This window comes from Pseudomonas sp. PSPC3-2, assembly GCF_049897085.1.
In the GTDB taxonomy this organism is placed as follows: Bacteria; Pseudomonadota; Gammaproteobacteria; order Pseudomonadales; family Pseudomonadaceae; genus Aquipseudomonas; species Aquipseudomonas paraveronii.
In genome coordinates this window covers 171,707-187,551 of record NZ_JAFCVO010000005.1, presented here as the reverse complement: position 1 = coordinate 187,551, position 15,845 = coordinate 171,707, and the positions used below count along the sequence as shown (strand labels likewise).

The window sequence follows — 15,845 nt, the reverse complement described above, 5'->3', positions numbered from 1 at the left end:
ATTCAGATCAAACCCGCGAAAGCGGGTTTTTTCGTTTCCGGGGCATGAAAACTTCCCCATCGATTTCCCCCTCGTCCGCACTTGAGAAGCTTTATCGTTTATCCTTGCAACGATTTGTTGCACTCAAGCGAGGAAACTTCCGGATGATGATCCGCGACACCCATCTCAAGACATCTCTTCTGCGCGGCCTGAGCATCACTCTGCTCGGCCTGACCCTGCTCTCGCCCGCGGCCTATTGCGCCGACAAAATCTCCCTAACCCTGTACAACGGCCAACACAAAGAAGTCGGCGATGGCCTCGCCAAGGCCTTCGAAGCCAAGACCGGCATCCACGTCAATGTGCGCAAAAGCAGCAGCAACCAGTTGGCCAGCCAGGTCGTCGAAGAAGGCGAGCGCTCCCCGGCCGACGTTATCTACACAGAAGAATCGCCGCCGCTGAACAAACTCGGCGAGCAAGGCCTGCTGGCAAAAATCGACGCCAGCACGCTCGATGTATTACCCAAGGACTATGTCAGCAGGAATGGCGACTGGATGGGCGTGACCGCACGCACCCGCGTCGTAGCCTTCAACCCGAAACTGATTGCCGAGAAAGACCTGCCCAAGTCGGTGCTGGATTTCGCCCGCCCCGAATGGCAAGGCAAGGTCGGCTTCGTACCCACCAGCGGCGCGTTCCAGGAGCAGGCCGTGGCGATCATCACGCTGCACGGTCGTGAGGCCGCCGAAGAATGGCTGACCGGCCTGCGCGCCTTCGGCAAGGTGTACAGCAACAACATGGTCGCCCTCAAAGCCGTGGAAAACGGCGAAGTCGCCACCGTTCTGGTGAATAACTACTACTGGTTTGCCCTGAAGAAGGAAAAAACCAACCTGGACTCGCAGTTGCACTACTTCACCAATGGCGATGCTGGCGGCCTGATCACCGTGTCTTCCGCTGCCGCGCTGAAATCCAGCAAGCACCCGAAAGAAGCCCAACAACTGCTGGCGTTCATGACCAGTGAAGAAGGCCAGCGCGTGATCACCAACACCTCGGCCGAATACCCGCTGCGCAAGGGCATGGAGTCCAATCGCGGCCTCAAGCCGTTCAGCGAGCTGCAACCGCCGAAAGTCACCCCCGCCGACCTGGGCAACGCTGAAGAAGCCCTGGAAATGGAACGTGACGTTGGCCTGAACTGATGAACCCATCGCTCCCCACCCCGGCCTTGCGCGGGGGTTACAGCCCGAGGCGCAAGCGTCCTTCGATCTGGCTGTTGCTGCCCGTGCTGCTTCTGGTTGGCTTGAGCCTGCTGCCGCTGGCGTATGTCGGGCTCAAAGCCTGGCAAGCCGGCTGGGCGGAAGCGGTGCATCTGCTGTGGCGGCCGTATGTGTTCGGGCTGCTGCGCAACACCCTGGCCCTGATGATTGGAGTGACGGTGGCGTGCGGCGTGATTGGCCTGTCCCTGGCCTGGCTGCTGGAGCGTAGCAACCTACCGGGGCGCCGCCTGTGGGGCGTGATCCTGTGCCTGCCGTTTGCGGTGCCGGCGTTTGTCAGCAGCTTTACCTGGGTGTCGCTGAGCGCCAACTTCGAAGGGCTCGGCGGGGCGATCCTGGTGATGACCCTGTCCAAATACCCGCTGGTGTTTCTACCCGTGGCGGCGACCCTGCGCAATCTCGACCCCTCCCTTGAAGAGTCTGCGCGCACCCTGGGACTGAATCGCTGGGGCGTGTTCTGGCGCATCACTTTGCCCTTGCTGTGGCCGTCACTGCTGGCCGGGGCACTGCTGATCGCGCTGCATATGCTGGTGGAGTTCGGCGCGCTGTCGATCATCGGCCTGCAGACCTTTACCACAGCGATCTACCAGCAATTCGAACTGGAATTCAGCAATGCCAATGCCGCGATGTTGTCGGCGGTGTTGCTGGCGATGTGCCTGACGCTGCTGTGGCTGGAGTTGCGCGTGCGCGGCAAGGGTCGACATGTGCGTATCGGCCAGGGTGCGGCGCGGCATGCGGAGCAGGTTCGACTGGGCAAGTGGGCGCCGCTGGGGCAGCTGTATTGCCTGGCGCTGGCGATCATCGGCAGCGGCATTCCATTGGGGATGCTCGGCTATTGGCTGGCGGTAGGCTCGTCGGCCGCGTTCCCGGTGACCGAAATTGGCCAGGCGTTGCTGTCCTCCCTGGCGCTGTCGCTGGCTGGCGCGGCACTGTGCCTGGTACTCGCGGTGCCGGTGGGGTTGTTGGTGGTGCGCTATAAAGGCCATCTGGCGATTTGGGCCGAGCGCCTGCCGTACTTGCTGCACGCCCTGCCCGGCCTGGTGATTGCACTGACACTGGTGTACTTCGCCTTGCATTACGTGCCGGCGCTGTACCAGACGTCAGCACTGTTGCTGATTGCTTATGCGCTGCTGTTTTTGCCATTGGCCCAGGCGCCGATTCGCACAGCCCTGAACAAGGCTGCGCCGCAATTGGAGGAAGCCGCTCGCACACTGGGTGCTTCATCGTTCAGCGCTTTTTGCCGGGTGACCTTGCCGATTATTTTCCCGGCATTGGGTGCGGCGTTCGCGCTGGTGTTTCTCGATGCGATGAAGGAATTGACGGCGACGTTGCTACTGAGCCCGACCGGGTTGAATACCCTGGCGACCGCCGTGTGGGCGCATACCTCGAACGTGGAGTTCGCGGCGGCAGCGCCTTATGCAGGGTTGTTGATTCTGGTGTCGGGGTTGCCGGTTTATTTGCTCACCACTCGGATGTATTTGAGCCGCTGAAACCGCTATCGGGGGCAAGCCCCCCCTCCCACATTCGGCCGCATTCCAAATGCTGGAACTCGGTCAACTGTGGGAGGGGGCTTGCTCCCGATGGCGGCGGCACAGACAACACTAAGCCCGGAACTGCCCCAGGCTCGCCTTCAACTGCGCCGCCAAACCATCCAGCACCTTGCCACTGGCCGTGGTTTCCACCACAGCCTGCGCGGCACGCTCGGCCTGAGCGTGAATCACCTCGACCCGCCCACGTACCGCATGCGCGCCCCGAGCTTGATGCTCAGCCGCACGAGTGGCCAGGCCAATCGCCGCGTGTACCTGCTCCACCGAGACCTGCACCGTCTGCTGCAAGCGCACACTGTCGCGCAGCACCAGCAAGCCCTCGTTGGCCTGGCGCCCTGCCTTGCCGATGGTTTCGACCGCCTCGCGAGCGCCCTGCTGCAACGCCACGATATGCGCCTGAATATCACCGGTGGAGCTCTGGGTTTTACTCGCCAGCGCACGCACCTCGTCTGCCACCACCGCAAAGCCACGCCCGGTCTCACCGGCACGCGCCGCTTCGATGGCCGCGTTGAGCGCCAGCAGGTTGGTCTGCTCGGCGATGCCGTGGATCACTGTCAGCACCACTTCGATCTGCTCGCTTTGCGCTGCCAGGCGCTCGATGACTTTGGAACCGGCCTGCACCTGGCCCGCCAGCGCTTCGATCAAGCTGCCCACTTCAGCCGACGTGCGTGAGTTTTCATCCGTAGCCTGGCGAATATCCACCACCTGCTGCAGCGCGGCCTGCATCGCATGGCTTTCGGCCTGGGCCTCATCGGCCATCTGCGACAGCGCGCGCAGGCTCTCGGCCACTTCGTCGCGCTGCAAACCCGCCGCCGCGTCGGCGCCGGCATTGCGCAAGGTCATCGCGCCGATTTCCACACCGGTACGCTGCGCCACATCGCCGGCCTCGCGCACGATGGGCTGCAACTTATCCACAAAGCGATTGACCGCGGAGGCCATGTCGCCGATCTCATCTTTGCTGTTGATCTGCACGCGCTTGGTGAGGTCACCCTCGCCCGCCGCCAGGTCATCCATGGCCGCGATCAACAGTTTCAGACGATTAACCACGCGCCGCCCGAGCACCACCGCGATCAGCAGCAAGACACCAAAACCGACCACCGCGAGCCCCATGCCGATGCGCCAGCGCAGCGTACCCGCCGCTTCTTGCACGACACTCGTGGTGTTGGCGGTCATCTGGGTAGCGGTCGCCTGCGCCGATTGCAACCTCGCGCCCATGGCGGCAGCACTATCCGCCGCAGCGCCCTTGAGGCTGTCACCCACCAACTGATCGCCGCTGGCAATCAGTGCCGCAAAGCGCTTATCCAGCGCCAGCAGGTCGGCCTCTACCGACGCGGTCGAGACGCCCATGCGGACCTTGCCGATCTCGACACCGTTGGGGCTGATGGACGCTTCGACGTAGTACACGGAGGCGTCCGCCTTGGCGGCGTCCAGCACTTTATCGAGAGCACGGTCGCCCTTGCCCTTTTCCAGCAAAGCCTGGTTGATCGGGTTTTCCCGGTTCAGATAGCGCGTCAGATGCTCACCGGCAGCGTCGTCATACACCACGAACAACACGTTGGGATTGCGCTGGGCCCGTCGGGCGAACTCCGACAGCGTCGGCACATCGTTGTCCCACATGGCACGGGGCGCCACGGAGGCCAGCAATTGCGCCATGTCATTAGCGGAGTCTTGCAGGTCTTTTTCCAGGGTCGCACGCAGTTGCTTCTGCTCTTCCTGCAGGCGCGCGGAAAGCCCAGCAGTCAGACGCTGACGGGTGCTGCTGGACAAGCTGTCCAGGCTGGATGTGACTTCTTTGCCAGCCTGGGCCAATTCGCTCGACAGTTTCTGACTGTCGAGCCCCAGGCGATTGCCCAAATCAGCTTCCAGCGCCGTGACTGTGCTCCGAGTTAGAGCAACCGCCACCAGCACTTGCACCAAAAGAGCGATACCTAGGGTAACGAACACCGGCCGCAACAGTCGACTTTGTAACAATGAGAGAACGGCAGACATCGGGAATCCCTCCACCACGGGTGCCAGTAATTTGATAGCACCGCGAAAAAAGGAAATACAGCAAGGGTCGTGCCGTTTGGCGAACTGAAACGACAAAGGGCTCCCGAAGGAGCCCTTTGCTTTTTACATCAACAGCTTATTAAGCGAACGGGTGACGCAGAACGATGGTCTCGTTGCGGTCCGGGCCCGTCGAAATAATGTCAATCGGCGCGCCGATCAGCTCTTCAACGCGCTTGATGTAAGCACGCGCATTGGCTGGCAGCTCTTCCAGGGTTTTGACACCCACGGTCGATTCGGTCCAGCCTGGCACTTCTTCGTACACCGGCTGCAGACCCACGTAACTGTCAGCGTCAGTCGGAGCAACGCTCTTACCTTCTGCATCTTTGTAGCCGACGCAGATGTTGATGGTTTCCAGACCGTCGAGCACGTCCAGCTTGGTCAGGCAGATACCCGAGATGCTGTTCACATCGATAGCACGACGCAGGATAACGGCATCGAACCAGCCACAACGACGAGCACGGCCGGTGGTTGCGCCGAACTCGTGACCTTGCTTGGCCAGGTGTGCACCGACTTCGTCGAACAGCTCAGTCGGGAATGGACCCGAACCGACGCGAGTGGTGTAAGCCTTGGTAATGCCCAGGATGTAGTCCAGGAACATAGGGCCAACACCCGAACCGGTAGCCACGCCACCAGCGGTAGTGTTGGAGCTGGTCACATACGGGTAGGTACCGTGGTCGATGTCCAGCAACGAGCCTTGAGCGCCTTCGAACATGATGTCTTTGCCAGCACGACGCAGGTCGTGCAGCTCGGCGGTCACGTCGAGCATCAGCGGCTTGAGCAGCTCAGCGTATTCCTTGCATTCGGCCAGGGTCTTGTCGAATTCGATGGCTGGCTCTTTGTAGTAACCCACCAACATGAAGTTGTGGTATTCCACCAGTTCGCGCAGTTTGTCTTCAAAGCGCGGCATGTTGAGCAGGTCGCCAACACGCAGGCCGCGACGCGCGACTTTATCTTCATAGGCCGGGCCGATACCGCGACCGGTGGTGCCGATCTTCAGCTCGCCACGCGCCTTTTCACGGGCCTGGTCCAGCGCAACGTGGAAGGACAGGATCAGCGGGCAGGACGGGCTGATACGCAGGCGCTCGCGCACCGGTACGCCTTTCTCTTCCAGTTTGGTGATCTCGCGCAGCAGGGCATCCGGTGCAACCACGACGCCGTTGCCGATCAGGCACTGCACGCCTTCGCGCAGTACGCCCGACGGGATCAGGTGCAAGACGGTTTTTTCGCCATCGATGACCAGGGTGTGGCCAGCGTTGTGGCCGCCTTGGTAGCGCACTACGGCGGCAGCATGTTCGGTCAGCAGATCAACGATCTTGCCTTTGCCCTCATCACCCCATTGGGTGCCCAGGACTACGACATTCTTACCCATAACACTTGTCCTCATTCGCGCAAACTTGGTGCCGGCGTTGGCCGGCAGGAAAACTCAAGAAGCCAGTGGCGATACTTGCCAAAGCCCGTTCTGCAGAATCAATTGCCGGTCGCAGTCCGCTTCACGGGCGGCGGCCAATGGTTGCCCAGGCAAAGCCTGGACGACACGCTGACCCTCACCGCGCAACTGGCAAACCTGCTGCCAGAGTGCTGCATCCGTACTGTCGGGCATCCAGATGCCACCAGACGGCAGCTCGACCTCAGCACGCCCCAGGGTCACCAGGGTTTTCAAATCGGTGGAGAAACCGGTGGCCGGACGCGCACGACCGAAGTCGGCGCCGATATCGTCATAGCGACCGCCTTGGGCGATGGCTTGGCCAACACCCGGCACAAACACCGCGAACACCACACCGGTGTGGTAGTGGTAGCCGCGCAACTCGCCCAGGTCGAAATACAGCGGGAGTTGCGGGAACCGTGCCGACAACTGCTCTGCAATCGCCAGCACGTCATCCAGTGCCGCCAATACCGGCGCCGGCGCATTGGCCAGGCGCTCACGTGCAGCATCCAGAACTTCGCGGCTGCCGCACAGGTTCACCAACGCGCGCAGCATGTCAGCCAGTTCGGCCGGCACGCCTTCGGTCAGGGCAATGACTTCGTCGATCGCCTTGCGCTGCAGGGCATCGAACAACTGTTGTTCCACTTCACCGGACAACCCCGCCGCACGGGCCAGGCCACGGTAGATACCAACGTGGCCCAGGTCCATGTGGACATCCGGCACGTCAGCCAGTTGCAGCATGGCCAGCATCAGGCTGATGACTTCCACGTCACTGCTCGGGCTGGCATCGCCGTATAACTCGGCGCCCAACTGGATCGGGCTGCGCGACGACGACAACGCCCGCGGCTTTGCATGCAGCACGCTGCCGGCGTAGCACAGACGGCTCGGGCCTTCGCGACGCAGGGTGTGCGCATCGATGCGCGCCACTTGCGGCGTGATGTCGGCACGGAACCCCATTTGCCGGCCCGATTGCGGGTCGATGACCTTGAAGGTGCGCAGATCCAGGTCCTGGCCCGCGCCGGTCAGCAGGGATTCCAGGTACTCGATATGGGGGGTCACGACAAACTCGTAACCCCAGCTCTGGAACAGATCCAACACCTGGCGACGCGCAACTTCAATGCGCGCAGCTTCTGGTGGCAGTACTTCTTCGATGCCATCTGGCAGCAGCCAGCGGTCTACCGTTGCCATTACGCCATTCCCCTATGATCCGGGCGGCCAACCCTCGGCCGAGCCTTGAGTGAAGCAGAAAATGCCCGCCCCTGGCATAAACCACGCGCAAGAGCGACGTGACGAACGGCCTGCAAACGGCCTCGTCGGGCACTTTCCTCGAAAAACCTGTCGCGCCTGCCGAATCAAACATGCAGACGCAAAAAAGCCGGGAATTTCCCGGCTGCCGCATCATACACCCGTTTTCTCAAAGGATCACCCCGCCAGGCGTTTTAGCCGCCCGACGGGAGTGAACATTGAGTTACTTGGACTTTTCCAGGTAACGGAAGAAGTCGCTGCTCGGGTCCAGCACCATGACGTCGGTTTTGCTCGCGAAGCTTTCACGGTAGGCACGCAGGCTACGGTAAAACGCGTAGAACTCCTGGTCCTGGCCGTAGGCTTTAGAGTAGATCGACGCGGCTTGCGCATCACCATCACCACGCGCTTCTTCAGACTCGCGATAGGCCTCGGCCAACAGCACACGACGCTGACGGTCGGCATCCGCACGGATACCCTCGGCCAGCTCGTTACCTTTGGCACGGTGCTCACGCGCTTCACGCTCACGCTCGGTGCTCATGCGCTCGAACACGCTGCGGTTCACTTCCTTCGGCAGATCGATGGCCTTGACCCGGACATCGACAACTTCGATCCCCAGCTCTTTTTCCGCCATCGTATTCAACGAACGAGTGATATCCGCCATCAGCGCATCACGCTCACCGGACACCACCTCGTGCAGGGTGCGCTTACCAAACTGGTCACGCAGACCCGATTCCAGACGACGCGACAAGCGCTCGTCGGCAATCTGCTTGAGGCCGGAGGTCGCGGTGTAGAAGCGCTCGGCATCCTTGACGCGCCACTTGGCGTAGGCGTCAACCATCACGGCTTTCTTTTCCAGGGTCAGGAAACGCTGTGTCGGTGCATCCAGGGTCATCAGGCGTGCGTCGAACTTGCGCACCTGGTTGACGTAGGGGACTTTCACATGCAGGCCCGGCTGGACATCCGCCTGGACCACGCGACCGAATTGCAGCAGCACCGCACGCTCGGTCTGAGCCACGATGTAGAAGCAGTTCCAGGCAGCGATGACCACGACGACGCCCACAATCAGGGCTGTCAGCGATTTATTGTTCATCAACGACTCTCCCTGGTACGTGTTTGCTGTTGCAGCAAGTCAGCGGCCGCACGGGCGCTCGCTTCGTTGGCAGCGGCATTCGAACCGGTAGCCGGTGCGCTGGCGCCGCTACGACCACCTTCGATCATCTTGTCCAGCGGCAGGTACAGCAGGTTGTTCTGCCCACCCTTGCTGCCGGTCACGAGAACCTTGCTGGTGTTGCTGAAGACTTCCTGCATGGTGTCCAGGTACAGACGCTCACGCGTAACTTCCGGTGCCTTGCGGTACTCGGCGACCAGTTTGGTAAAGCGATCCGCTTCACCCTTGGCACGGGAGACCACTTCATCGCGGTAACCGTTGGCATCTTCAAGGATGCGCTGGGCCTGACCACGGGCTTCCGGCACGACGCCGTTGGCGTAGGTTTCAGCCTGGTTGCGCGAACGCTGCTCGTCTTCACGGGCGCGGATCACGTCATCAAAGGCCTCCTGTACTTCGCGCGGTGCGGCTGCGCTCTGTATGTTGACCTGGGTGACGGTGATGCCGGTGCGATACGTGTCGAGGAACCGTTGCAGGCGCTCCTTGATCTCGCTGGCCATCAACTCACGACCCTCGGTGAGCACCTGATCCATCGCGGTGGAGCCCACCACGTGGCGCAAGGCGCTCTCAGTCGCCTGTTGCAGGCTGACTTCCGGCTGATCGACGTTCAGCACGAAGTCCTGCAGGTTGCTGATCTTGTACTGCACGGTCAGCGGCACTTCGACGATGTTCTCGTCTTCAGTCAGCATCTGGCCCTGCTTGGTGTAGGCACGCTCACGCGTGACGTTCTCCATGTACTTCTTGTCGATCGGCGGGAAGTAGATGTTCAGGCCTGGGCCGACAGTCTCGTAGTACTTGCCGAAGCGCAGCACCACGGCCTGCTCCTGCTCGTCCACCACGTAGACCGCGCTATACAGCCACACAGCCGCGAGCACGACAAGCCCAAGGCCCAGCAGGCCGTAGCCGCCGCCCTTGCTTGTGCGACCGCCATCGTCACCACCGCGTTTTTTTCCACCACCGAACAACCCATTCAGGCTTTCCTGCAGCTTTCGGAAGGCCTCGTCGAGATCCGGTGGCCCCTTGCGGTCGCCATTATTGCGGCGCTTACCACCCCAAGGATCCTGATTATTCGAGTTGCCACCCGGCTCATTCCAAGCCATAGCGCTCTCCATCTGATAAAGCAAAGACGCACCCACGGCGCGCCGACCAATGCTACAGAATGCCTGCTACTGCGGCACAACCGCTTTCTCAGGCTTTTATTGCAAAGTGTGTTGCTCGATGAACTCTGTCGGTATAACGCCTTCGCGGCTGACTAGCCGATTCAGCTCCGAGCGCGGCAATCGAACGGCCAGCAAGCTGACACCTTCTTCATCGTGCTCTTCTTTCTGTACCGCGCCCAACTCGAAAAACTGTGCACGCAGTCGAGCAAAACGCTGAGGCAAGCGCAAGGTGCCGACGAACAAATCGTTGCCGAGCAACTCGGCGATCGCTTGCTCAAGCAAGTCCAGGCCGCGACCATCACGCGCCGACAACCAGACCCGCTGGGGCTTGCCGTCTTCGTCGCGCTGAATTTGTGGCTCAACGCCTTCAAGCAAATCGAGTTTGTTATAGACCTCGAGGATGGGCAAGTCCTGGGCACCAATCTCGCCCAGCACCACCATCACCTGTTCAATCTGCAACATGCGATCAGGCTCAGCCGCATCAATCACGTGCAACAGCAGGTCGGAGTTGCTCGACTCTTCGAGCGTAGACCGAAATGCCTCGACCAGTTTGTGCGGCAAGTGACGAATGAAGCCCACTGTGTCGGCCAGGACAATCGGCCCCAGGTCCGCCAGTTCCAGGCGGCGCAGGGTCGGGTCAAGGGTCGCGAACAGTTGGTCGGCCGCGTACACGTCCGATTTGGTCAAGTTGTTGAACAGCGTGGACTTGCCGGCGTTGGTGTAACCCACCAGGGAAACGGTAGGGATATCCGCTCGGCTGCGGCCACGTCGCGATTGTTCGCGCTGACTGCGGACTTTTTCCAGCCGGCCCTTGATCTGACGCAGGCGAACCCGCAGCAGTCGCCGGTCGGTTTCGAGCTGGGTCTCGCCAGGGCCACGCATGCCGATACCGCCACCCTGGCGCTCAAGGTGAGTCCAGCCACGCACCAGCCGGGTGCTCATGTGGTCAAGCTGGGCCAGTTCAACCTGGAGCTTGCCCTCATGGGTACGGGCGCGCTGGGCGAAAATATCGAGAATCAGGCCGGTACGGTCGATCACGCGACACTCGAAAACACGTTCGAGGTTACGCTCCTGACTGGGCGTGAGGATGTGATTGAAAATCACCAGATCGGCCTGTTCGGCATGGACCAGGTCGCGCAGTTCCTCGACCTTGCCGCTGCCAATCAGGTATTTGGCGGTTGGCCGATGACGCGGTACGTTAAAAAACGCAACGGTCTCGGCGCCGGCCGAATTAGCCAACTCCTGAAACTCCTGCGGATCTTCGCGCGCCTCAGGGTCCTGTCCATCCAAGTGAACGAGGATCACTCGCTCACCACCACCGTGGCGCTCAAAGAACAAAGGAGACTCCTATCAGGCGTTACCTGGCTCAGCGTCACCCTGTTCGCCATCGGCCGCGCTAGGCAGACGGATTGGACGAACTGGAACGACTGTCGAGATAGCGTGCTTGTAAACCATTTGGCTGACGGTGTTTTTCAGCAGGATCACGAACTGGTCGAACGACTCGATCGTACCTTGCAGCTTGATACCGTTGACCAAGTAGATGGAAACCCCAACTTTCTCTTTACGTAAAGTATTCAAGTAAGGGTCTTGTAGCGAATGCCCTTTTGACATGTGCCGCACTCCTTTAAGGATCAATAATAAAAAATCGGAAAATAGATAGCTTATGGCCGTCACACCCCCAAGGATAGACGGCAATTGCAAGGACTCAGCTCAATATGGAGACCGTTCCCAAGTATTTCAAGGCGCGTGACAGATTGTCGCTGTCCAGGCTGTCCAGCCAGTGCAAATCGCTCCAACTGCGCAGCCAGGTGAACTGACGCTTCGCCAATTGGCGCGTGGCAATAATGCCGCGCTCCCGCATTTCGGCTGACGTCAGCTTGCCATCCAGATGATCCCAGACTTGGCGATAGCCTACAGCACGTATCGAAGGCAACCCTGAATGCAGATCACCTCTTGAACGCAGTGCTACGACCTCGTCCACAAACCCCTGTTCCAACATAATTGTGAATCTTTGTGCAATTCGTTCATGCAGCACCTGGCGATTTGCCGGAGCAATCGCCAGATTCGCCACAGTATAGGGCAATTGTGACCGCCCCGATGCGCCTGCGTCAGCACTTTGCGCAGATTGTCGCTGCCGATGCTCGGTCATGGTCTGACCACTTACCCGCCAGACTTCCAGGGCTCGGCTGAGGCGCTGGGGGTCGTTGGGGTGGATGCGCGCGGCGGACACCGGATCGACTGCCGCCAATTGGTCGTGCAGGGCTTGCCAGCCAAGGCGCGCTGCTTCTTCTTCGAGCTCGGCGCGCACCTGGGCGTCGGCCGGCGGCATATCCGCCAGGCCTTCCTGCAAAGCCTTGTAGTAGAGCATCGTGCCGCCCACCAACAGCGGGATGTTGCCGCGCGCGGTGATCTCGGCCATAGCCGCCAGCGCGTCGGTGCGGAAATCTGCCGCCGAATAGCTCATTGCGGGGTCGATGATGTCGATCAATCGGTGCGGATAGTGAGCCAGCAGTTCCTTTGAAGGCTTGGCAGTTCCGATATCCATACCACGGTAAACCAAGGCAGAGTCGACACTGATCAGCTCGCAGGGCAGCACTTTGCTCAGCTCGATGGCCAGGTCGGTCTTGCCGGCGGCCGTGGGGCCCATCAGGAAGATCGCGGGGGGCAAGGCACTCATCAACGGCCGCGCAAGAACAGTTTGTCCAGATCGTCCAGGCCCATTTGGGTCCAGGTCGGTCGGCCATGGTTGCATTGTCCACTGCGCTCGGTGTTTTCCATATCGCGCAGCAGGCCGTTCATTTCCGGCAAGGCCAGGCGGCGATTGGCGCGGATCGCACCGTGACAGGCCATGGTGCCAAGCAGCTCGTTGATGTGCGCCTGGATACGGTCGCTGGTGCCGTATTCCATCAGGTCCGCCAAGACGTCGGCCACCAGCCGGTTGGCCTCGGCTTGCTTAAGCAACGCGGGAATCTGGCGGATCGCCAGGGTTTCCGGGCCCAGGCGTTGCAGTTCGAAACCCAGCTTCTGGAACACGCTGGCGTGCTCTTCGGCGCAATCGGCTTCACGCTGGCTGACCGCCAGGGATTCCGGCACCAGCAGCGGCTGGCCGCTCAGGCCTTCGCTGGCCATGGCGATTTTCAGGCGCTCGTACATGATCCGCTCGTGGGCCGCGTGCATGTCCACCAGCACCAGGCCGTGGGCGTTTTCCGCGAGGATATAGATGCCCTTGAGCTGCGCCAACGCATAGCCCAATGGCGGAATATCCCCCCCTCCTTCGGGCAGGGCGACGGCGCTCGGCTCGGCCCCCGGTAGCGGCGCAAAGAACTCACGGTAGGCCGCCTGCGCTTCAGCTACCGGCACCGCCGATTGCGGACGCGGAGTGTATTGATACTGATAGCCCGCCCCCGAACCCGTGCCCGGCGCCGTGTAGTTCGGCTGCGGTTGCGGCGATTGCAGCAGGTTGCCCGCCAGGCTCATTTCGCCCTGTGGGCCGAACTCGCCGGCTTCCGGGCCACTCGGGCGAACCACCGCCGTCACGATCGGCGCGGACAGTTGGTCATCCGGACGCACATCGCCCAGCGCGCGGTGCAAGGTGCCGTAGAGGAAGTCATGCACCATGCGCCCATCACGGAAGCGCACTTCATGCTTGGTCGGGTGTACGTTGACGTCGACCACCGACGGATCGACCTCGAAGAACAGCACAAACGTCGGGTGCCGCCCGTTGAACAGCACGTCGCGATACGCCTGGCGCACCGCGTGGGCCACCAGTTTGTCGCGCACCGCCCGCCCGTTCACAAAGAAATACTGCAAGTCCGCCTGGCTGCGCGAGAACGTCGGCAACCCCACCCAACCCCACAGGCGCAAGCCATTGCGTTCGATTTCAATCGGCAGCGCCTGCTCCAGGAACCCCGCGCCGCAGACCGCCGCCACCCGCCGGGCGCGCGCGGCGTCGTCATTGGCTTCGTGCAGGCTGAGGATGGTCTTGCCGTTGTGACGCAGATGAAATGCCACGTCGAACCGCGCCAGGGCCAGGCGCTTGATGACTTCCTGCAGGTGATCGAATTCGGTTTTCTCGGCCTTGAGGAATTTGCGTCGCGCCGGGGTGTTGAAGAACAGGTCACGCACTTCCACCGAAGTGCCCACCGGATGCGCAGCCGGCTGGACCCGAGGCGCCATGTCGCGGCCTTCGGTCTCCACTTGCCAGGCCTGGTCGGCGCTGCGCGTGCGCGAGGTCAGGGTCAGGCGCGCCACGGAGCTGATCGAGGCCAGGGCCTCGCCGCGAAAGCCCAGGCTCATCACGCGCTCAAGGTCTTCAAGGTCGCGAATCTTGCTGGTGGCGTGCCGCGCCAGAGCCAGTGGCAGGTCGTCGGAGGAGATGCCGCTGCCGTCGTCACGCACCCGCAGCAGCTTGACGCCGCCCTGCTCGACGTCGACATCGATGCGCTTGGCGCCGGAGTCGATGCTGTTTTCCAGCAACTCCTTGATCACCGAAGCCGGCCGCTCGACCACCTCGCCCGCCGCAATCTGGTTGGCAAGGCGCGGGCTGAGCAGTTCGATGCGCGAGCCGCTGTTGAGGATCGATTCACTCATTACTGTGCCGCCAATTCAGTGCCGGGGATGGTCAACACCTGGCCGACCTTCAACTCATCGGTTTTCAGGTTGTTAGCGCTGCGCAAGGTCGCGGCCGACACTTGGAAACGCACCGCCAGCATGGCCAGGGTGTCGCCAGGCTGTACACGATGGTCACGCGGGCCCTGGGCGATTTTCCCGGAGTCGCGCAGCCAGGCGACATACGTGCCCGGCGGCGGGTTCTGCTGGAAGAACTGACGCACACCGGCACTGATGGAGCGTGCCAATGCCTGCTGGTGGCTGGCGCTGGCCAGTTTCGAGGCTTCGTTGGCGTTGGAGATAAACCCGGTCTCCACCAGGATCGACGGGATGTCCGGCGATTTCAACACCATGAACCCGGCCTGTTCCACGCGCTGTTTGTGCAGCGATGTCACGCGGCCGATGTTGCTCAGGACTTTCTGCCCGACGTTCAAGCTGGAGGTCAGCGAGGCGGTCATCGACAGGTCGAGCAGTACACCGGCAAGCATCTTGTCCTTGTCGTCGAGGGACACGTTGCCGGCCCCGCCAATCAAGTCGGAACGGTTTTCACTGTCGGCCAGCCAGCGGGCCGTCTCGGACGTGGCGCCGCGATCCGACAGGGCAAACACCGAGGCGCCGAAGGCGGCGGACGAAGGCGCGGCGTCGGCGTGGATCGAGACGAACAGGTCGGCGCCCTTCTTGCGCGCGATTTCGGTGCGGCCGCGCAGCGGGATGAAGTAGTCGCCGGTACGGGTCAGCTCGGCGCGATAGCCTTTCATGCCGCTGACCTGGCGCTGCAATTCACGGGCGATGGCCAATACCACGTCTTTTTCATGCTGACCACGCGAGCCGGAAGCGCCCGGGTCTTCGCCGCCGTGACCGGCGTCGATTACCACGATAATGTCACGTTTACCCGCAGGCGCCGGCGGTGGCGGCGGCAACTTGACCTGCGGTTGCGACTGACTGACCGGCACAGCCGGCACGGTTGCCACACTCGGCGTCGGCGCGGGCGGTGGCGCGGCATCGGCGGCGTTGTCGTACAAGTCAACCACCAAGCGGTTGCCGTACTGGGCGTTGGGCGCCAGGGAGAAACTTTTCGGGGTCACGGCCTTTTTCAGGTCGATGACCACGCGCAGATCGGTCGGCGTGCGCTGGGCCGAGCGCATGCTGGTAATCGGGGTGTTGGCGGTAGACACCTTCAGCGGCGCGGCCAGGGTCGCACCGTTGATGTCGATCACCAGGCGATCAGGCGCCGTCAGGGTAAAGACGCTGTGCTGGACCGGGCCAGACAGGTCGAACACCAGTCGCGTGTTATCCGGCGCTCGCCACAGGCGAACACTCTTCACCTGTGAAGCAGCCAGAGCATTCACAGTCATTGCCGCAAGCAACACCCCTACGACAGCAACCAACGCGCGAAAGCGCATA

12 protein-coding genes are annotated in these 15,845 nt (G+C 61.7%); 2 read left to right on the top strand and 10 right to left on the bottom strand.

The annotated features are described in order from the left end of the window. Nucleotides 1-143: 143 nt before the first annotated feature. Nucleotides 144-1,169: an iron ABC transporter substrate-binding protein gene (locus ACP7CJ_RS10955; RefSeq protein WP_426100401.1), complete on the top strand. Its 1,026-nt coding sequence runs from the start codon at nt 144-146 to the stop codon at nt 1,167-1,169. Then, nucleotides 1,169-2,734, top strand: coding sequence for an ABC transporter permease (locus tag ACP7CJ_RS10950; RefSeq protein ID WP_426100403.1), 1,566 nt, complete (start codon nt 1,169-1,171; stop codon nt 2,732-2,734). The genes ACP7CJ_RS10955 and ACP7CJ_RS10950 overlap by 1 nt, the downstream gene beginning before the upstream one ends. A gap of 111 nt (nt 2,735-2,845) precedes the next feature. Here the strand turns inward: ACP7CJ_RS10950 and ACP7CJ_RS10945 are convergent, their stop codons facing one another. The 10 genes from ACP7CJ_RS10945 to ACP7CJ_RS10900 all read right to left on the bottom strand — a co-directional run bounded on the left by ACP7CJ_RS10945 (nt 2,846) and on the right by ACP7CJ_RS10900 (nt 15,844). After that, on the bottom strand, nt 2,846-4,780 hold the full coding sequence (locus ACP7CJ_RS10945) for a methyl-accepting chemotaxis protein (protein WP_276196073.1): 1,935 nt from the start codon (nt 4,778-4,780) through the stop codon (nt 2,846-2,848). A 139-nt stretch (nt 4,781-4,919) separates the two neighbouring features. Next, nucleotides 4,920-6,209, bottom strand: a complete 1,290-nt coding sequence (locus ACP7CJ_RS10940; RefSeq protein ID WP_276196072.1) for an adenylosuccinate synthase — start codon at nt 6,207-6,209, stop codon at nt 4,920-4,922. Nucleotides 6,210-6,263: 54 nt separating this feature from the next. Beyond that, nucleotides 6,264-7,451, bottom strand: a complete 1,188-nt coding sequence (locus ACP7CJ_RS10935; RefSeq protein ID WP_276196070.1) for an ATP phosphoribosyltransferase regulatory subunit — start codon at nt 7,449-7,451, stop codon at nt 6,264-6,266. Between the two features lie 280 nt (nt 7,452-7,731). Beyond that, nucleotides 7,732-8,598 (bottom strand): protease modulator HflC, encoded by an 867-nt coding sequence (hflC, locus tag ACP7CJ_RS10930; protein WP_247398201.1) that lies wholly within the window; start codon nt 8,596-8,598, stop codon nt 7,732-7,734. Further along, a complete protein-coding gene (gene hflK, locus ACP7CJ_RS10925) occupies nt 8,598-9,773 on the bottom strand; it encodes an FtsH protease activity modulator HflK (RefSeq protein ID WP_276196068.1) in 1,176 nt (391 codons plus the stop codon). The genes hflC and hflK overlap by 1 nt, the downstream gene beginning before the upstream one ends. 96 nt (nt 9,774-9,869) lie before the next feature. After that, entirely contained in the window at nt 9,870-11,171 is a 1,302-nt protein-coding gene (gene hflX, locus ACP7CJ_RS10920) for a ribosome rescue GTPase HflX (RefSeq protein WP_247398214.1), read from the bottom strand. A gap of 12 nt (nt 11,172-11,183) precedes the next feature. Beyond that, nucleotides 11,184-11,444 (bottom strand): RNA chaperone Hfq, encoded by a 261-nt coding sequence (hfq, locus tag ACP7CJ_RS10915; protein ID WP_276196066.1) that lies wholly within the window; start codon nt 11,442-11,444, stop codon nt 11,184-11,186. Nucleotides 11,445-11,538: 94 nt separating this feature from the next. Next, nucleotides 11,539-12,510 carry a tRNA (adenosine(37)-N6)-dimethylallyltransferase MiaA gene (gene miaA, locus ACP7CJ_RS10910; RefSeq protein WP_276196064.1) on the bottom strand — a complete coding sequence of 324 codons (972 nt, stop codon included), beginning with the start codon at nt 12,508-12,510 and terminating at the stop codon, nt 11,539-11,541. Next, on the bottom strand, nt 12,510-14,423 hold the full coding sequence (gene mutL, locus ACP7CJ_RS10905; RefSeq protein ID WP_276196063.1) for a DNA mismatch repair endonuclease MutL: 1,914 nt from the start codon (nt 14,421-14,423) through the stop codon (nt 12,510-12,512). The genes miaA and mutL overlap by 1 nt, the downstream gene beginning before the upstream one ends. Next, a complete protein-coding gene (locus ACP7CJ_RS10900; protein ID WP_276196062.1) occupies nt 14,423-15,844 on the bottom strand; it encodes an N-acetylmuramoyl-L-alanine amidase in 1,422 nt (473 codons plus the stop codon). Before ACP7CJ_RS10900 ends, mutL begins: the two co-directional genes overlap by 1 nt. Nucleotide 15,845: the final 1 nt, after the last annotated feature.

What these genes read in the sequence shown, in the direction of transcription:
- hfq (WP_276196066.1), bottom strand. Translation starts at nt 11,444, where the DNA reads ATGTCAAAAGGGCATTCGCTACAAGACCCTTACTTGAATACTTTACGT.
- ACP7CJ_RS10935 (WP_276196070.1), bottom strand. Translation starts at nt 7,451, where the DNA reads ATGGCAACGGTAGACCGCTGGCTGCTGCCAGATGGCATCGAAGAAGTA.
- mutL (WP_276196063.1), bottom strand. Translation starts at nt 14,423, where the DNA reads ATGAGTGAATCGATCCTCAACAGCGGCTCGCGCATCGAACTGCTCAGC.
- ACP7CJ_RS10945 (WP_276196073.1), bottom strand. Translation starts at nt 4,780, where the DNA reads ATGTCTGCCGTTCTCTCATTGTTACAAAGTCGACTGTTGCGGCCGGTG.
- miaA (WP_276196064.1), bottom strand. Translation starts at nt 12,510, where the DNA reads ATGAGTGCCTTGCCCCCCGCGATCTTCCTGATGGGCCCCACGGCCGCC.
- hflC (WP_247398201.1), bottom strand. Translation starts at nt 8,598, where the DNA reads ATGAACAATAAATCGCTGACAGCCCTGATTGTGGGCGTCGTCGTGGTC.
- hflK (WP_276196068.1), bottom strand. Translation starts at nt 9,773, where the DNA reads ATGGCTTGGAATGAGCCGGGTGGCAACTCGAATAATCAGGATCCTTGG.
- ACP7CJ_RS10950 (WP_426100403.1), top strand. Translation starts at nt 1,169, where the DNA reads ATGAACCCATCGCTCCCCACCCCGGCCTTGCGCGGGGGTTACAGCCCG.
- ACP7CJ_RS10900 (WP_276196062.1), bottom strand. Translation starts at nt 15,844, where the DNA reads ATGCGCTTTCGCGCGTTGGTTGCTGTCGTAGGGGTGTTGCTTGCGGCA.
- ACP7CJ_RS10955 (WP_426100401.1), top strand. Translation starts at nt 144, where the DNA reads ATGATGATCCGCGACACCCATCTCAAGACATCTCTTCTGCGCGGCCTG.
- ACP7CJ_RS10940 (WP_276196072.1), bottom strand. Translation starts at nt 6,209, where the DNA reads ATGGGTAAGAATGTCGTAGTCCTGGGCACCCAATGGGGTGATGAGGGC.